The 14223-nt window shown below is 62.9% G+C and carries 14 protein-coding genes; 5 read left to right on the top strand and 9 right to left on the bottom strand.

What is annotated here, in order from left to right:
* From EN745_RS15905 to EN745_RS36125, 8 genes are all read right to left on the bottom strand, one after another.
* Window positions 1-1810, bottom strand: a 1810-nt coding sequence (locus tag EN745_RS15905) for a hydantoinase/oxoprolinase family protein (protein WP_145992044.1), incomplete at its 3' end; no start/stop codon positions are given.
* A gap of 195 nt (window positions 1811-2005) precedes the next feature.
* Entirely contained in the window at window positions 2006-2377 is a 372-nt protein-coding gene (locus EN745_RS15910; RefSeq protein ID WP_127421720.1) for an endonuclease domain-containing protein, read from the bottom strand.
* Between the two features lie 101 nt (window positions 2378-2478).
* Window positions 2479-3105, bottom strand: a complete 627-nt coding sequence (locus tag EN745_RS15915; RefSeq protein WP_126057236.1) for a CDGSH iron-sulfur domain-containing protein — start codon at window positions 3103-3105, stop codon at window positions 2479-2481.
* A gap of 238 nt (window positions 3106-3343) precedes the next feature.
* Window positions 3344-3715 carry a hypothetical protein gene (locus EN745_RS15920; RefSeq protein ID WP_127421721.1) on the bottom strand — a complete coding sequence of 124 codons (372 nt, stop codon included), beginning with the start codon at window positions 3713-3715 and terminating at the stop codon, window positions 3344-3346.
* 90 nt (window positions 3716-3805) lie between these two features.
* Window positions 3806-4153: a hypothetical protein gene (locus EN745_RS15925; RefSeq protein WP_127284819.1), complete on the bottom strand. Its 348-nt coding sequence runs from the start codon at window positions 4151-4153 to the stop codon at window positions 3806-3808.
* 200 nt (window positions 4154-4353) lie between these two features.
* Window positions 4354-4833 (bottom strand): hypothetical protein, encoded by a 480-nt coding sequence (locus EN745_RS15935; protein WP_127421723.1) that lies wholly within the window; start codon window positions 4831-4833, stop codon window positions 4354-4356.
* A 215-nt stretch (window positions 4834-5048) separates the two neighbouring features.
* Window positions 5049-5558, bottom strand: a complete 510-nt coding sequence (locus tag EN745_RS15940) for a hypothetical protein (protein ID WP_127421724.1) — start codon at window positions 5556-5558, stop codon at window positions 5049-5051.
* A gap of 10 nt (window positions 5559-5568) precedes the next feature.
* Entirely contained in the window at window positions 5569-6081 is a 513-nt protein-coding gene (locus tag EN745_RS36125; RefSeq protein ID WP_189363062.1) for a hypothetical protein, read from the bottom strand.
* A 244-nt stretch (window positions 6082-6325) separates the two neighbouring features.
* On the opposite strand from EN745_RS36125, the gene EN745_RS15950 reads away from it, so the two are divergent.
* Window positions 6326-8794, top strand: coding sequence for a DEAD/DEAH box helicase (locus EN745_RS15950; RefSeq protein WP_127421725.1), 2469 nt, complete (start codon window positions 6326-6328; stop codon window positions 8792-8794).
* Between the two features lie 8 nt (window positions 8795-8802).
* Here the strand turns inward: EN745_RS15950 and lepA are convergent, their stop codons facing one another.
* Window positions 8803-10608, bottom strand: coding sequence for a translation elongation factor 4 (gene lepA / locus EN745_RS15955; RefSeq protein WP_127421726.1), 1806 nt, complete (start codon window positions 10606-10608; stop codon window positions 8803-8805).
* Between the two features lie 308 nt (window positions 10609-10916).
* Between lepA and EN745_RS15960 the strand changes: the two genes are divergently transcribed.
* From EN745_RS15960 to msrA, 4 genes are all read left to right on the top strand, one after another.
* A complete protein-coding gene (locus EN745_RS15960; RefSeq protein WP_126057242.1) occupies window positions 10917-11981 on the top strand; it encodes a TadE/TadG family type IV pilus assembly protein in 1065 nt (354 codons plus the stop codon).
* Between the two features lie 129 nt (window positions 11982-12110).
* Entirely contained in the window at window positions 12111-12818 is a 708-nt protein-coding gene (locus EN745_RS15965) for a DUF1223 domain-containing protein (protein ID WP_127421727.1), read from the top strand.
* A gap of 83 nt (window positions 12819-12901) precedes the next feature.
* Complete coding sequence (locus tag EN745_RS15970; protein ID WP_126057244.1) at window positions 12902-13228, top strand: hypothetical protein; 327 nt, start codon at window positions 12902-12904, stop codon at window positions 13226-13228.
* Between the two features lie 81 nt (window positions 13229-13309).
* Entirely contained in the window at window positions 13310-14044 is a 735-nt protein-coding gene (gene msrA, locus EN745_RS15975) for a peptide-methionine (S)-S-oxide reductase MsrA (protein ID WP_127421728.1), read from the top strand.
* Window positions 14045-14223: the final 179 nt, after the last annotated feature.

The raw sequence follows: 14223 nt of genomic DNA on the forward strand, positions 1-14223 counted from the left end.
CCGTCTGGCCCGAGGCGAGGCGGAACAGCCCTTCCTTCGGCTGGCTGATGCGGGCTTCGGCGGAGACGCGGACCTGGCCGACGACGGCGCCGAGCGCGTTGGCGACGTCGGTATCGTCGGGCACGACGCAGCCATTGCCGACCAGCCGCGGCAGGCCGGCATAATGCAGCGGCGCCGAAGCGCCGAGGCCGATGACCGGACGGTCGAGCGCCACGCTGAGCCGGGCGATGCCGGGATGGGCATCGACGGCGCGCTGCACCAGCGCATGCGCGACGGCGGCGGCGCCATCCAGCCCGTCCTCGGTGAAGGCGGTTTCGAGGATGTATTCGGCCGACCAGCGGGTCAGCGTCACCAGCACGCGTTCGGCGATCGCTTCTGGCGTCGCCGCGATGGCCTGGCCGCGGCCGTCGCGCTTGCGGGCGAACAGCTCGGCGCCGAGGCGGGCGGTGGCGGCGTGCCAGTTGGCCTGCTTGCCGAGCACATGGGCGGCGTCGGACGGCGTGAAGCCGCAGATGTGCACGAGGCCGCGCGCCACCAGCCGGTTCAGCGTCGCGTTCTGGGCGTTGGAAGAGAGCAGCCGGTCGAGCGCCAGCGGCGTGGCGCCGATCGCCTCGTAGAGTTTTGCTTCCGGCGCGGTGAGGCCGGCGGCAAGCCGGTCCGGCACGCCGGTGCGCACCGCGAAGCGGCCATCCATGCGGCCGGGATTCGGCGCCCGCAGTTGCCGCTCCAGCTCCGATGTCACCGCCTCGCCATGCGCCAGGCCGGCCAGCGCCAGCGGCACCAGGCGGCGCGGCCCGAGCAGGATTTTTGGATTGAGCGCTCCGTCCTCCAGCGCCACTTCGGAATCGCCGCCGAGGCCGAAGGTGCGCATCGCCACGGCCTCGACCATGGTGCGGAAACCGCCGACGGTGGCGCCCTCCGGATCGAGCCGCGGGCGGCCGCTGTCGAGCACGGCGACGTCGGTGGTGGTGCCGCCGATGTCGGAAACCACGGCATCGTCGAGGCCGGTCATGTGGCGGGCGCCGACGAGGCTGGCGGCGGGGCCCGACAAAATGGTCTCGATCGGCCGCTGGCGGGCGAAGGCGGCGGAAACCAGCGCGCCGTCGCCGCGCACCACCATCAGCGGTGCTGCAATGCCGCGCGCTTCCAGAAACCCTTCGGTCGCCGCCACCAGCCGGTCGATCATCGAGATCAGCCTGGCGTTGAGCAGCGTGGTGAGCGCGCGGCGCGGGCCGCCGAGCTTGGCCGACAGCTCGTGGCTAGCGGTGACCGGCAGGCCGGTCTTTTCGCGAATCAGGTCGCGGGCAGCCAGCTCATGCGCCGGGTTGCGCGTGGCGAAGTAGGCGCAGACGGCAAAGCCCGAAACCGAGCCGCCGAGCTCAGGCAGGGCTGCTTCGAGGCCGGAGAGGTCGAGCTTGGCCGCATTGCCGTGCACGTCATGGCCGCCGGGGCAGAACACCACCGGATCGCTGCCGAGCGCCGTCTTCAGCCCGTCGCGGGCAAGGTCGGCCTCGGAAAAGCCGATCATGATCAGCGCGACGCGCCCGCCCTGGCCCTCGACCAGCGCGTTGGTGGCCAATGTCGTCGACATCGACACCAGCTTGATCGAAGCCGGATCGGTACCGGCTTTTTCGAGCACCGCGTCGACCGCGCCGGAAATGCCGACGGCGAGGTCATGGCGCGTCGTCAGCGCCTTGGCCTTGGCCAGCACCTTGCCCTTCGGCCCGCCTTCCTCCGCCCACAGCACGGCGTCGGTATAGGTGCCGCCGGTGTCGATGCCGAGGAAGAGCGGGATTGGCTTGGCGGTCATTTTTGCAGGCAGTCCAGGCAAAAGGATTGGTGCCTGCCCTTAGCCGATATGGCGTTGCGGATAAAGCCGGGAGAGATGGGCCAAGGGAGGTGGAGAGCGTGATCTCCCCCCTCGTGGGGGAGATGGCCGGCAGGCCAGAGGGGGCCGCTGTCCCGCCGACCTTGCGGTAATTGCGCCCGTCGCCGGCCAATTCGTTCAGGACGCGCCGCCAAGACCCGCCGCAATCACAATATGCTGACAGACATTGTCGATGTCGCGACTGACGTCATCGTTCCAAAAGCGCAGGACGGTCCAGCCGTCCTGCTCCAGACGCGCTGTCCTTGCTTCGTCACTGACAACCGCAGCGGCTTCCGTATGCTGGGAGCCGTCGACCTCGACGACGAGCTTCTTTTGTGGGCAAGCGAAATCGACGATGTAACCGGCGATCGGAAATTGTCGGCGAAAGCCTAGCCCCATCAGCCGGTGCGCGCGAAGCTCGTTCCAGAGCTTCAGTTCGGCTGATGTCATGACCTTGCGCATCGACTTGGCGTTTGCGCGATGTTTTGGAGGCAATGGCGTGTGGGGCATTGTCAATGCTCGTTGGCTATTGAGGTTGGCACTCTACGGCGCCCCCCTCTGTCCTGCCGGACATCTCCCCCACGAGGGGGGAGATTGGCAGCTTCGACCGCCTACCCCACGAACCCCACCCTTTTATGCGAATTGTCACAGAACGGCTTGTTGGCTGAATGGCCGCAGCGGCAGAGGAAAACCCGCGTGGCGCGGTCGATGGTGTGGCCGGTGCCGGTGACGATCTCGGCATTGCCTTCGAGCTTGAGCGGACCGTTGACGGTCGGCGTGATCTTCAGTGGCCCGTCGCGGGCTTCGAGCGCAGGCGTGTCCTTCAGCGGCGGCTCGCCGGTGGCGGCAAAGCCCGCCTTGATATGGCTGTTGTCGCAGAACGGCTTGTTCTGCGACTGGCCGCAGCGGCAGAGCGTGGCGCGATGGAAGGTCTCGTCGCCGAGCACGATCTCGCCATGCACGGCCAGTGGGCCGTTTTCGCGCAGCCGCACGGTGTTGACCACCGGCGGCTTCTCCTGCGGTCCGCCATCCTTGCGATGGTAGGTGATGGCGCCGGACGGGCAGTTCTCCGCCAGCGCCACGACCTTCTCGACGCTGGCCGCCTCGGGGTGGATCCATTCGCCCTTGGCGTTGGGCACGAAGACGTGCGGATTACCGAGCACGCAGTTGCGCGAATGGATGCAGCGCTTGCCGGAAAAGGAGACGTCGACCTTCTCGCTTTCGACCGTGCCTGCCATGGGTGGGGTCTCCTCTTGGGTGGAGACAGGCTAGGGCGAGGGTGGGAAGGGCGTCAAGTTGGCTGGAACGCCAAGTCTCCCCCCTTGAGGGGGAGATGGCCGCGAAGCGGCCAGAGGGGGTCGTTGCGCGTGAAGCGCCGACCTTGGCTCTCGCAGGAAGGGGCGCTTGCGTTTTACGCGAAGCGACCCCCTCTGTCGCCTTCGGCGACATCTCCCCCACGAGGGGGGAGATTATCGCTCACTCCACCAGGTTGATTTCCTCGGTCTCGCCGCCGCTGCAGGTGTAGCAGCAGTCTTCGCATTTTTCCTTGTTGCCGGGGCCGACGCCCCAATAGGTGCCCTCGTCGCCGTCGACCCATGCGCCGTAGCAGATCGATTCGCCCTCATCGCAGGAGATCGGCAGTTGCTTGGTCTCGCCGTCGTCGAGGTAGAAATCCTTGTCATTGCCCGGCCAGACATAGTCGCGGTCCTGGCTGTAGAGCTCGAGCCGCATGGCGTTGGGATGGCCGTTCCTGATCTCGAACGTAACGTCGCCGGCATGCGCCGCCGGCGCGGCCAGCGTGGCGATGAAGAACGCCGCGGCGATGCGGCGGGCGGTGAAGAAAGTCATGGCAGTCCCCCGAAAGAATCGGCCCCTCGGCCGAGAGTTCGACCATGCCATGCGAGGCTGGAGCGGGGAAGGATTGGTTGGCGCTTTCCCCTACTCGGCCAGGTCGATCGTCTCCGTCGAATGTTCCACGCAGATGAAGCAGCAGGTATCGCAGGGCTGGTCGTTGTCGGGGCCGACGCCGGCGGAGACCTGGTCGTCGCCGTTGACCCAGGCGCCCCAGCAGATGTTCTCGCCCGGATTGCAGGAGATCGGCACCGATTTCCGCGCGCCCGGGCGGATCAGGAAGACCTTGTTGTCGCCCGGCCAGACCGTATCGCGGTCGCGGCTGAACAGTTCGACCGCGACGCCGTCCGAGCGCTTGTTGCGGACGAACACCGACATGTCGTCGGCGAGGGCTGGGCCGGCGATGAGCAGGGCGGCGAGGGCGAGGCGAATCATGGCGGCGGGTCCTGGAGAGTGGAGAGTAGAGCATGGGCGGGCGAAGCGCGTAATCTCCCCCCTCGAGGGGGAGATGGCCGGCAGGCCGGAGGGGGTCGCCCCGCCTGAAGCTCCGAGCCTTGTCGTGACGAAAGGGGGCGCAGGCTTTCCACGCGCGACGTCTGTCGCCTTTGGCTACATCTCCCCCTCGAGGGGGGAGATCAGCGACCCACCACCACATGCGGCGCCAGCCGCTCGATCTCCGCGACAATGTCCGGACCGCTCATGTCGAGCGAGTTGATCTCCATGCGCACGGTGTTGCCGCCAAACAGCGCATTGGCCAGCCCGTCGGGCGGCTCCCCGTTGAGCTCGAAACTGACCACGCCCGAGCCCTTGCCGGGGGAGGAGAGGCGCACGCTTTGCACCTTGTCCCATGGCACCAGCACGTCGCCGCGGCGAGCATCGCGGAAGCCGCGCTGATCCAGGGTGACCTTGACCGAGGTGTCGAAGGCGCCGCGCGCGAAGTAGCCGGCGAAGGCGAGGAAGCCCAGCGCCAGCAGCGCCACGAAAAACACCCGCCCGCCATCGGCGCCGTTGACCAGCCCCTTCAGCGTATAGAAGCCGAAGATCGCCGCCATCAGCAGAGACCCGGCGACGGAAGAGAACTTGTTGGTGGGACTGTTGCGGAGTTCAACGGACATGGGGATGGCTTTCGAGGTGGGAGTTTAGTTCTTCCTTCTCCCCCTGCAGGAGAAGGTGGATCGGCGCGAAGCGCCGAGACGGATGGTTCCAGCTTGGCGACAACGGTTCATCCACAAAGGGCGGTTGGCGACAGATCGCCAGCGTTTCCTTCCTTCCAACACCCCGACCGAGCTTCGCTCGGCCACCTTCCGCCACAAGGGGGGAAGGGGGAGCCCTACCTGTTCACCACCACATGCGGCGCGAATTTGCGGATCGCGTCGAGCATGTCGTCGCCGCGCACGTCGAGCGAGGAGACCTCCATGTGCACGATGGTCTTGCCGAAGGGCAGGATCAGGTTCACCACATTGGCGGGCGCGTATTTGATGGCGTCGGGCGGCTCCTCGGTGAGCTCGAAATTGAGCATCGCCGAGCCCTTGCCGGAGGTGAGGCGCACGCTCCTCACCTTCCTCCACGGCACCAGCACGTCGCCGGCGCGGCGGTCCCGAAAGCCCTGGCTGTCGAGCACGACCTTGACCGAGGTGTCGAAGGCGCCGCGCGCGAGGAAGAAGCCGAGCGCCAGGCAGCCCGCGCCGAGCAGCGCGATGACCAGCACATGGCCGCTGTTCGCCCCGGCCGCGATGCCCTGCACCACGCCGAAAGCGAAGATCGCGCCGATCAGCAGCGGCCCGATGGCCGGCAGGATTTTTCCCGTTGCGCTGTTGTGGAGTTCGAGCGGCGCGGCCATTTTTTCGCGCTCACCGTTCGGGTTTCAGCAGCGTCCAGATCCAGCCGATGAAGGTGAGGACCAGGAACGGGTAGCCGATCGCCGGCAGCGGCGCGGAGGTCGGCAGCAGCGGCGCCCCCCACAGGATCATCAGCGCCGAGACGGTGAACAGCAGAGCGGCAACCAGTCCGGTAAGCCGCATCCACAGCGCGAAGGTGTTTTGCGCGCTGACCATGACCAGCCCCGCCGCCCAGAGCGCAATGCCGCCGACATAGGACGGAACGCTGGCCTGCAAGCCTGCCGCATTGCCGCCCAGAAGCAGGCCTTCGCCGGCCAGGAAGGTGAGAAAGCCGGCCGCGACGAGATCATTGCCGAGCCGCTGGTATTTCAGGGTGAGCAGCGCTGCCGCGACAACGATCGCCACACCGTCGATGGTCCACAGCGTCTCGCGCAGCGCATCGCCGGCAACGAAAGTGCCCGCCATGCCCAGCGCGCCGCCAATGGCGAGGCCGATTGAGGCGATGGTGTCGGAGGTGGAGCGCATGTGATGTCTCCCCAAGCTGGGGGAGGATACAACGAGGTTGGATGATGGTGAAGAGTGACAATGAGGTGCGCATTGCTCCGCCTGACGTCATCAGGCTCGGCTAAAGAGACTTGCAGAATGTTAACTGCGGTTCGTTGGCAGACTGTATGACAAGTAGCCAATAGTTACTTGCCGGTGCCTTTTCCCGCCGCCAGTGCCATTCTAGACTAGATAGTCAACCGAATCGGGTTCGGAGGAGGAGCGCTTGATCAATTTCGATATGTTCAAAGGTGATGGCGGCGACGGAACCATTATTGAGCCGCGAAAGATATTCACCACGCTCACCCGACATCCCCGTTTTAAGCGGCCGTCCGATGAGCAGGGCGAAGTTCTTGATGGCTGGTTTGCGAGAAGGAATGAGCACGACCTCACTATCAAAATGAACACTGGTTCCGGCAAAACACTTGTCGGTCTCCTCGCTCTTAAGAGCGGCCTAAATGAGGGCATCGGTCCCGCAATCTACATAACGCCCGATAAGTATCTGACATCTCAAGTTTTGACCGAGGCGGAGGCTCTTGGCATTTCAACAACGGATTCCGAAAATGACATGTCGTTCATGCGAGGCGAAAGCATACTAGTCACCAATATTCGAAAGGTAGTGAACGGTCGATCTGTCTTCGGTGTGAAGGAAAAGAACATACCTCTTGACGCCATCGTCATCGACGACGCGCATGCCTGCTTACAAAGCATCGAGGAGCAGTTCACTATTGAGGCTAAGGTCGAGTCTCAGCTCTATAAAGATCTATGGAACCTCCTTTCGGAGCCGCTTAGACAATACAATCCCATGTATCATTCGAGACTGATAAGCGGCGACCCGACAGTGCTGCTCGAACTCCCTTACTGGATTTGGAAAGATCGGTCATCAGATATCGTCGGCATTCTGCTAAAGAATAAAAATTTGGATGATCTTCAGTTTAAGCTCGATCTCCTGATTGATGTAGTCGACCTATGCCAATGCGCGATCACTGCGAGGCGTATCGAAATTGCGCCTCGTTGCATACCAATTGACGTCATACCGTCATTGAGCGCGGCTCGCCGCAAGATCTTTATGACTGCTACGTTGGCCAACGATGGCATTTTGGTTACGCATTTCCGGGCAGACCCCAAGGCGATCTCCAAGCCAATCAAGCCGAAAGGCGCCGGCGACATGGGGGTGAGAATGATAATCACCCCGCAGGAGTTGAACCGCGACCTCAAATTTGATGATCTAAAAGCGTTTTGCTCCGATGTCGCGAAAAACCGTAATGTCGTCGTTATCGTTCCGTCGACATTCCAGGCAAATCAGTGGAAAAATGTAGCCGCCGCCATTCTTAATAAAGATAACATCCATGAAGGCATAGAAAAATTAAAGGCTGGCCATTTCGGCCTTGTGGTTTTGATAAATAAATATGATGGCGTCGATCTACCAGGAACGGCTTGCGAGATGCTCGTGCTCGATGGCGTTCCGACATACTCAAGTCTGATAGCCAGGGTCAACGCTGCTGCGCTGGAAGGAACAACCGGCTCCAATATCGAATTAGTTCAGAGAATTGAGCAGGGTATGGGTAGAGGAGTTCGGTCAAGTGAGGACCGCTGTGTCGTACTTCTTTGGGGTTCTGGACTCGCAAAGGCAATTAACTTTCATGAAACGGCCAAGTTTTTTACTGAAATTACTAAGGCGCAACTTAAAGTAGCTCGCCAACTAGCTAGGCAAATTGTCTTGAACAAAATTGGCGACCTGATGCCCGTCCTGAATTATTCCTTCAATGCTGATGCCGGTTGGACTCGTGTTTCGAAGGAAGCCATAGTTCAAGCGCCGGATACCGATTACTTTTATATGGAGGAATATGTAGGCGGACAACGAGCTGCGTTTGATTTTGCCCGAATTCGACAGTATGGCCGCTCAATCGAAGCCATGCAGGCGGCGATAAACGCAACTCCAGAAGATAGCGTAAAGGGGTATCTTAAGCAGCAACTGGCTGAGTACTATCACTACGTCGATAGGGTCGAATCGCAAAAGATACTACTATCGGCCGTTTCGCTAAACAATCGCGTTATCAAACCGATTGAAGGAATCGAATACAAGCGATTGGGCACCCCTGAGAACCAATTTATCGATGCTCATAGGTTCATGAGTAGATTTCCAGACGGTAACGATCTCGTACTTTGGATCAACGCGTTGCTGGATGATCTTGAGTGGGACCCGCTTGCTACGAAACGGTTCGAAGCGGCCGTTCACAGCGTTGGTCAGTTCGCAGGGTTTGCCGCACAGAGACCCGAGGTCGAGACTGGAAAAGGACCAGATAACCTATGGGGTGTCGGAGCGCATCGGTATTTCGTCATCGAGTGCAAAAGCGGTGCAACAGTTTCTGAACTTATTTCAAAATCAGACTGCAATCAGTTGCTCGGTTCTGTGTCCTGGTTTAACCAAAATTATCCGCCAGCCAACTCTGCGCTACCTATAATGATTCACCCCAAATTTAGGTTCGGGCCGGATGCCGCGCCTGCGAACGATTTCCGGATTATAGATACCGCCACGTTGTTGGAGTTGAAAAATGCCCTGAAGTCGTTGGGCGTTAACCTAGGGACCGGAAACAAATACCGATCCCGCGATGACGTGGGAAATGCATTAACCTCCGCGGACTTAATAGCTGGGCGCTTTGAGGCAAGATTTACCCGTGCGTTTGCGCGATAGCGAGACGCTCAATCCCCCATCTTCAGCGCCTGGATAAACGCCTCCTGCGGGATATCCACCTTGCCGAACTGCCGCATCCGCTTCTTGCCCTCTTTCTGCTTGTCGAGCAGCTTGCGCTTGCGCGAGACGTCGCCGCCGTAGCACTTGGCGGTGACGTCCTTGCGCAGCGCCGAGACGGTCTCGCGGGCGATGATGCGGCCGCCGATCGCGGCCTGGATCGGGATCTTGAACAGGTGCTGCGGGATCAGCTCCTTCAGCTTCTCGCACATCTGCCGGCCGCGCTTTTCCGCCGCCGTGCGGTGCACCAGCATGGAGAGCGCGTCGACCGGCTCGTCATTGACCAGGATCGACATTTTCACCAGGTCGCCCTCGCGATAGTCGGTCAGATGGTAGTCGAAGGAGGCGTAGCCCTTGGAGATCGATTTCAGCCGGTCGTAGAAATCGAAGACGACCTCGTTGAGCGGCAGATCGTAGGTCAGCATGGCGCGCTTGCCGACATAGGAGAGATCGGCCTGGATGCCGCGCCGGTCCTGGCAGAGCTTGAGGATGCCGCCGAGATAGTCGTCGGGGGTCAGGATGGTGGCGCGGATCCACGGTTCCTCGATCGAGGCAATCTTGACCACGTCGGGCATGTCGGCCGGGTTGTGCAGCTCCTTCAGCGTGCCGTCATTGAGGTTCATGCGGTAGACGACGGAAGGTGCGGTGGCGATGAGGTCGAGGTTGAACTCGCGCTCCAGCCGCTCCTGGATGATCTCCAGATGCAAGAGGCCGAGGAAGCCGCAGCGGAAGCCGAAGCCGAGCGCGGCCGAAGTTTCCATTTCATAGGAGAAGGAGGCGTCGTTGAGGCGCAACTTGCCGACGGCGGCGCGCAGATCCTCGAAATCGGCGGCGTCGACCGGGAACAGGCCGCAGAACACCACCGGCTGCGCCGGCTTGAAGCCCGGCAGCGCCTTTTGCGTCGGGCGGCGGTCCTCGGTGATGGTGTCGCCGACGCGGGTGTCGGCCACTTCCTTGATCGAGCCGGTGAAGAAGCCGAACTCGCCGGGCCCGAGCTCGTCGACATTGATGCGGGCCGGCGTGAAGACGCCGGTGCGCTCGACCAGATATTTGGCGCCGGTGCCCATCATGCGGATGGTCTGGCCCTTCTTCAAGACGCCGTCGATGACGCGGACCAGCACGATGACGCCGAGATAGGCGTCGTACCAGCTATCGACCAGCATCGCCTTGAGCGGGGCCGTGACATCACCCTCGCGCGGCGGCGGCAGCTGGTGGACGATGGCTTCCAGCACGTCCGGAATGCCGAGGCCGGTCTTGGCAGAGATCAGCACGGCGTTGGAGGCGTCGATGCCGATCACCTCCTCGACCTGCTCGCGGATGCGCTCGGGCTCGGCCGCCGGCAGGTCGACCTTGTTCAGCACCACGACGATCTCGTGGTTGTTGTCGATGGCCTGGTAGACATTGGCCAGCGTCTGCGCCTCGACGCCTTGCGAGGCGTCGACGACCAGCAGCGAGCCCTCGCAGGCGGCCAGCGATCGCGACACCTCATAGGCGAAGTCGACATGGCCGGGCGTGTCGATGAGGTTGAGGATATAGTCCTCGCCATTGTCGGCGCGGTATTTCAGCCGCACCGTCTGCGCCTTGATGGTGATGCCGCGCTCGCGCTCGATGTCCATCGAGTCCAGCACCTGCTCCTTCATGTCACGCGCCTCCAGCCCGCCGGTGAGTTGGATCAGCCGGTCGGCAAGCGTGGATTTGCCATGGTCGATATGGGCGACGATGGAGAAATTGCGGATATGGTCGAGGGGCGTCGTCATGCGGCGCGCTTTAGCAGGGGCGGGGTTGAGGGGCAAGCGGTGGGCTCTTCTCCTTCTCCCCTTGTGGGAGAAGGTGGATCGGCGCGCAGCGCCGAGACGGATGAGGGTGTTCCAGCGGAGTGAGACGTCGGCGTTCCCTGGAACACCCCTCATCCGTCGCCTTCGGCGACACCTTCTCCCACAAGGGGAGAAGGGGAGTCGCGCCAACCCGCCCCGCGCCTAGATAAGTCGCACCTTAAACATTAATCCACCAGTTTGTAGCATGATCCGCCGCTGCCTCGGCAGGCCTGGTTTGGGGGACCTCAACAATGTTCGGATACACAAGAGATTTCGTGCGCTCGCGGCGCGGCTCGATGATGCCGGTGTTCATCATCATCCTGACGCCGCTGCTGCTCGCCGTCGGCTTCTCGGTCGACTACACCTCGGCGGTCGAGACGAAAAGCAACATGCAGAACGCGCTCGACGCGGCGATCCTGTCGGTCACCACGCTGCCGAAAACCACCCCGCTGGCCGACCGCGAGACGTCGCTGAAGCAGGCCTTCGCCGCCAATGGCGGGCAAGGCACCGCCAAGCTCGACAGCTTTGTTGTGGCCGCAGACGGCACCGCCACCGCCACGGCTTCGGCGCACTACCCGATGCCGACCAATTTCATGCAGATCGCCAGGATCGAAACGGTCGAGGTCGGCGTCGCCTCGGCGGTGCGCAAGCGGCCGGCGCTGGTGCAGACCACGTTCAAGGTCACCAAAGTATCCGGCTACTGGAACAAGACGATGACGCTCTACGGCACCAAGTTCGGCGACACCGTCGCCAAGCCGCTGATGACGATCACCTATGCCTATAACAACTACGGTGACCCGAAGGGCTACGGCACCTCGATCGTCAGCACGATCAACGGCAGCACCACGACCAAGGTGCAGCAGCAGGTCTGCACGACCTCGACGGTGAAGAACTTCAGCAGCCTGCCCAGCGGCGCGATCACGCAAACCAGCGGCAGCAAGAAGTATGTCACGACCTGCGCCGATACGTTCTATCCCAGCAACGGCGCCGGCGCGGTGATCGACGTCAGCCAGATGGACAACCTCTATCTGCAGATGGACGTGCCCTCGGGCAGCCCGAAGGTGCTGAAATCCAACGACCCGACCACCTCGAACCGGCTCTACATCGGCACCAGCACCACCACCATGCCCGAGGTCGCGACCGGCCAGACGGTCGACATCTTCACCGCGGTGCCCTGCGGCCAGCCCGGCTACCAGGCCTGGGAGGATGGCGGCAACCCGGTGCCGGCCGACGTCAGCAATGCCGACTTCTTCTACACCGTCCAGGGCAAATGCGACTTCAACCAGCGGCCGTCCAACACGGTGCTGACGCAGTGATGAGCACTTCCCTTCTCCCCCTATGGGAGAAGGGAAAGAGCCGCTCAATCACAAACCGGTGAAGCCTGTAACGAAGCCCGATGCGGTGGCGAAATGGGAGCAAGACCCCGCCGCAACGGAGACTTCCCCATGACCAGACCCAAGACGTCGCTCGGCAGCGCGCTCCTCGCCAGCGCGGCCTTCATCGCGCTGGCCACGACCGCCGGCACGGCCGCCGCCCAGCCGCTGACCGTGGTCGAGCTGTTCACCAGCCAGGGCTGCTCGTCCTGCCCGCCGGCCAATGCCAACCTGATCAAGGTCAAGGACCGGCCGGGCGTGCTGGCGCTGTCGTTCAACGTCACCTACTGGGACTATCTTGGCTGGAAGGACATTTTCGGCCGGCAGGAATTCACGCAGCGCCAGGTGAATTATGAGCCGTCGCTCGGCCATGACGGTCCGTTCACGCCGCAGGTGGTGGTGAATGGCAGCGCCGACGCGGTCGGCGCCGCGCCCGGCGAGATCGAACGGCTGATCTCGACCAGCCCGCAAGCCAAGGGTCCGGCGCTCGCGCTCGGCGACGGCAAGGTGAGCATCGGCGCCGGCACGGCGCCCGGCGGGACGGCCGATGTCTGGCTGGTGCGCTACGCACGCGGCGTCGTCGAGGTGCCGGTGGCGCGCGGCGAGAACACCGGCCGCACCCTGCCGCATGCCAATGTCGTGCATTCGCTGCAGCGGCTCGGCCGCTGGAACGGCCAGGCGACGACGTTGCCGCTGCCGGCCGATGGTGGCGGGCTCAGCACCGCGGTGCTGGTGCAGACACCCGGCGGCGGGCCGATCCTGGCCGCCGCGGCGAACTGAGCATCCCTTCTTCGCGCGATGCCGCATGGGGCGGCAGCGCACCATCCGGCCCGCATCGCGCGCCACAACCCAAGGAGAATACCATGACCAAATTCCTGACCGCGCTCGCCCTTGCGCTCGCAACCACGGCGTTCGCCGCCGGCGCCCGCGCCGACGACGCGACCAACGCCATGAAGCCGGCCAATGCAATGGCCACCGACGCCATGAAGCCGAAGACCGACGCGATGAAACCCGCGACGGGTGCGATGAAGCCGGCCAACGCGATGGCGACCGATGCGATGAGCACGCAGGCGATGAAGCCGGCCGATGCCATGAAGCCGGCCACGGGTGCGATGAAGCCGGCCACGGATGCGATGAAGCCGGTGACCGATGCGATGAAGCCCGTCGATGCGATGGCTCCAGCGCAATAAGTTGCAGCCGACGCACGCCAAAGTGAGAACCTGGCGGCGGCCGGTTTCGTATATAGTGAACAGCAGCAAGGGAGTTCCAACATGACCGCAATTCGACAGCAGAAGCGATCATCGACCTTCGCCAAAGGCGCGCTCGCCGCGCTCGTCCTGACCGTCGCGGCCGCCGCCTTCTGGCAGACGCCGGCGGTCTCGGCCGAGGACGCGGTGGTGATCCCGCCGCCGGCAATTGACGAGAAGGCGGCGAGCGGCAGCGAGACGGCGGTCTTCGCCGGCGGCTGCTTCTGGGGCGTGCAGGGCGTGTTCCAGCACGTCAAGGGCGTGAGCAAGGCGGTGTCCGGCTACACCGGCGGCAGCAAGGAAAACGCCGTTTACGAGGTCGTCGGCACCGGCAGCACCGGACATGCCGAGTCGGTCGAGATCACCTACGACCCGTCGCAGGTGACCTACGGCCAGCTGCTGCAGGTCTATTTCTCGGTCGCGCACAATCCGACGCAGCTCAACTACCAGGGGCCGGACCACGGCACCCAGTACCGCTCGACGATCTTCGCCGGCAATGACGAGCAGAAGAAGGTGGCCGAGAGCTACATCGCCCAGCTCGACAAGGCCAAGGTGTTTTCTCAGCCGATCGTCACCACGCTGGAGACCGGCAAGACCTTCTATCCGGCCGAGGACTACCACCAGGATTTCCTGACGCTGAACCCGACCTATCCCTACATCGTCTACAACGACCTGCCGAAGGTGGCGAATCTGAAGACGCTGTTCCCCAAGCTCTACAGCGAAACGCCGGTGCTGGTGCTGGCGTCGAGCAAAAGCTGAGCGGGGTCGTCCTGAGCCTTCTCCCCGTCACTATACGGGGAGAAGGTGCCGGTGTCCGAACCGGATAGATAGGTAACAGAATGGACCGATTGCATAGGTGACAGTTTTCTCCCTCGCCGGAGGACCCGGCGATGGTTTGGCGAGAGACTGGCATCATGGACGAGCGGCTTCGTTTTGTA

The sequence above is a fragment of the Mesorhizobium sp. M4A.F.Ca.ET.022.05.2.1 genome, assembly GCF_003998845.1.
Lineage (GTDB): Bacteria > Pseudomonadota > Alphaproteobacteria > Rhizobiales > Rhizobiaceae > Mesorhizobium.

Bases quoted from the DNA above. Each gene is read 5' to 3' on its own strand.
- EN745_RS15910 (WP_127421720.1), bottom strand. From the start codon at position 2,377: ATGCCCCACACGCCATTGCCTCCAAAACATCGCGCAAACGCCAAGTCG.
- EN745_RS15960 (WP_126057242.1), top strand. From the start codon at position 10,917: ATGTTCGGATACACAAGAGATTTCGTGCGCTCGCGGCGCGGCTCGATG.
- EN745_RS15940 (WP_127421724.1), bottom strand. From the start codon at position 5,558: ATGGCCGCGCCGCTCGAACTCCACAACAGCGCAACGGGAAAAATCCTG.
- EN745_RS15935 (WP_127421723.1), bottom strand. From the start codon at position 4,833: ATGTCCGTTGAACTCCGCAACAGTCCCACCAACAAGTTCTCTTCCGTC.
- lepA (WP_127421726.1), bottom strand. From the start codon at position 10,608: ATGACGACGCCCCTCGACCATATCCGCAATTTCTCCATCGTCGCCCAT.
- EN745_RS36125 (WP_189363062.1), bottom strand. From the start codon at position 6,081: ATGCGCTCCACCTCCGACACCATCGCCTCAATCGGCCTCGCCATTGGC.
- EN745_RS15965 (WP_127421727.1), top strand. From the start codon at position 12,111: ATGACCAGACCCAAGACGTCGCTCGGCAGCGCGCTCCTCGCCAGCGCG.
- EN745_RS15925 (WP_127284819.1), bottom strand. From the start codon at position 4,153: ATGATTCGCCTCGCCCTCGCCGCCCTGCTCATCGCCGGCCCAGCCCTC.
- EN745_RS15915 (WP_126057236.1), bottom strand. From the start codon at position 3,105: ATGGCAGGCACGGTCGAAAGCGAGAAGGTCGACGTCTCCTTTTCCGGC.
- EN745_RS15970 (WP_126057244.1), top strand. From the start codon at position 12,902: ATGACCAAATTCCTGACCGCGCTCGCCCTTGCGCTCGCAACCACGGCG.
- EN745_RS15920 (WP_127421721.1), bottom strand. From the start codon at position 3,715: ATGACTTTCTTCACCGCCCGCCGCATCGCCGCGGCGTTCTTCATCGCC.
- msrA (WP_127421728.1), top strand. From the start codon at position 13,310: ATGACCGCAATTCGACAGCAGAAGCGATCATCGACCTTCGCCAAAGGC.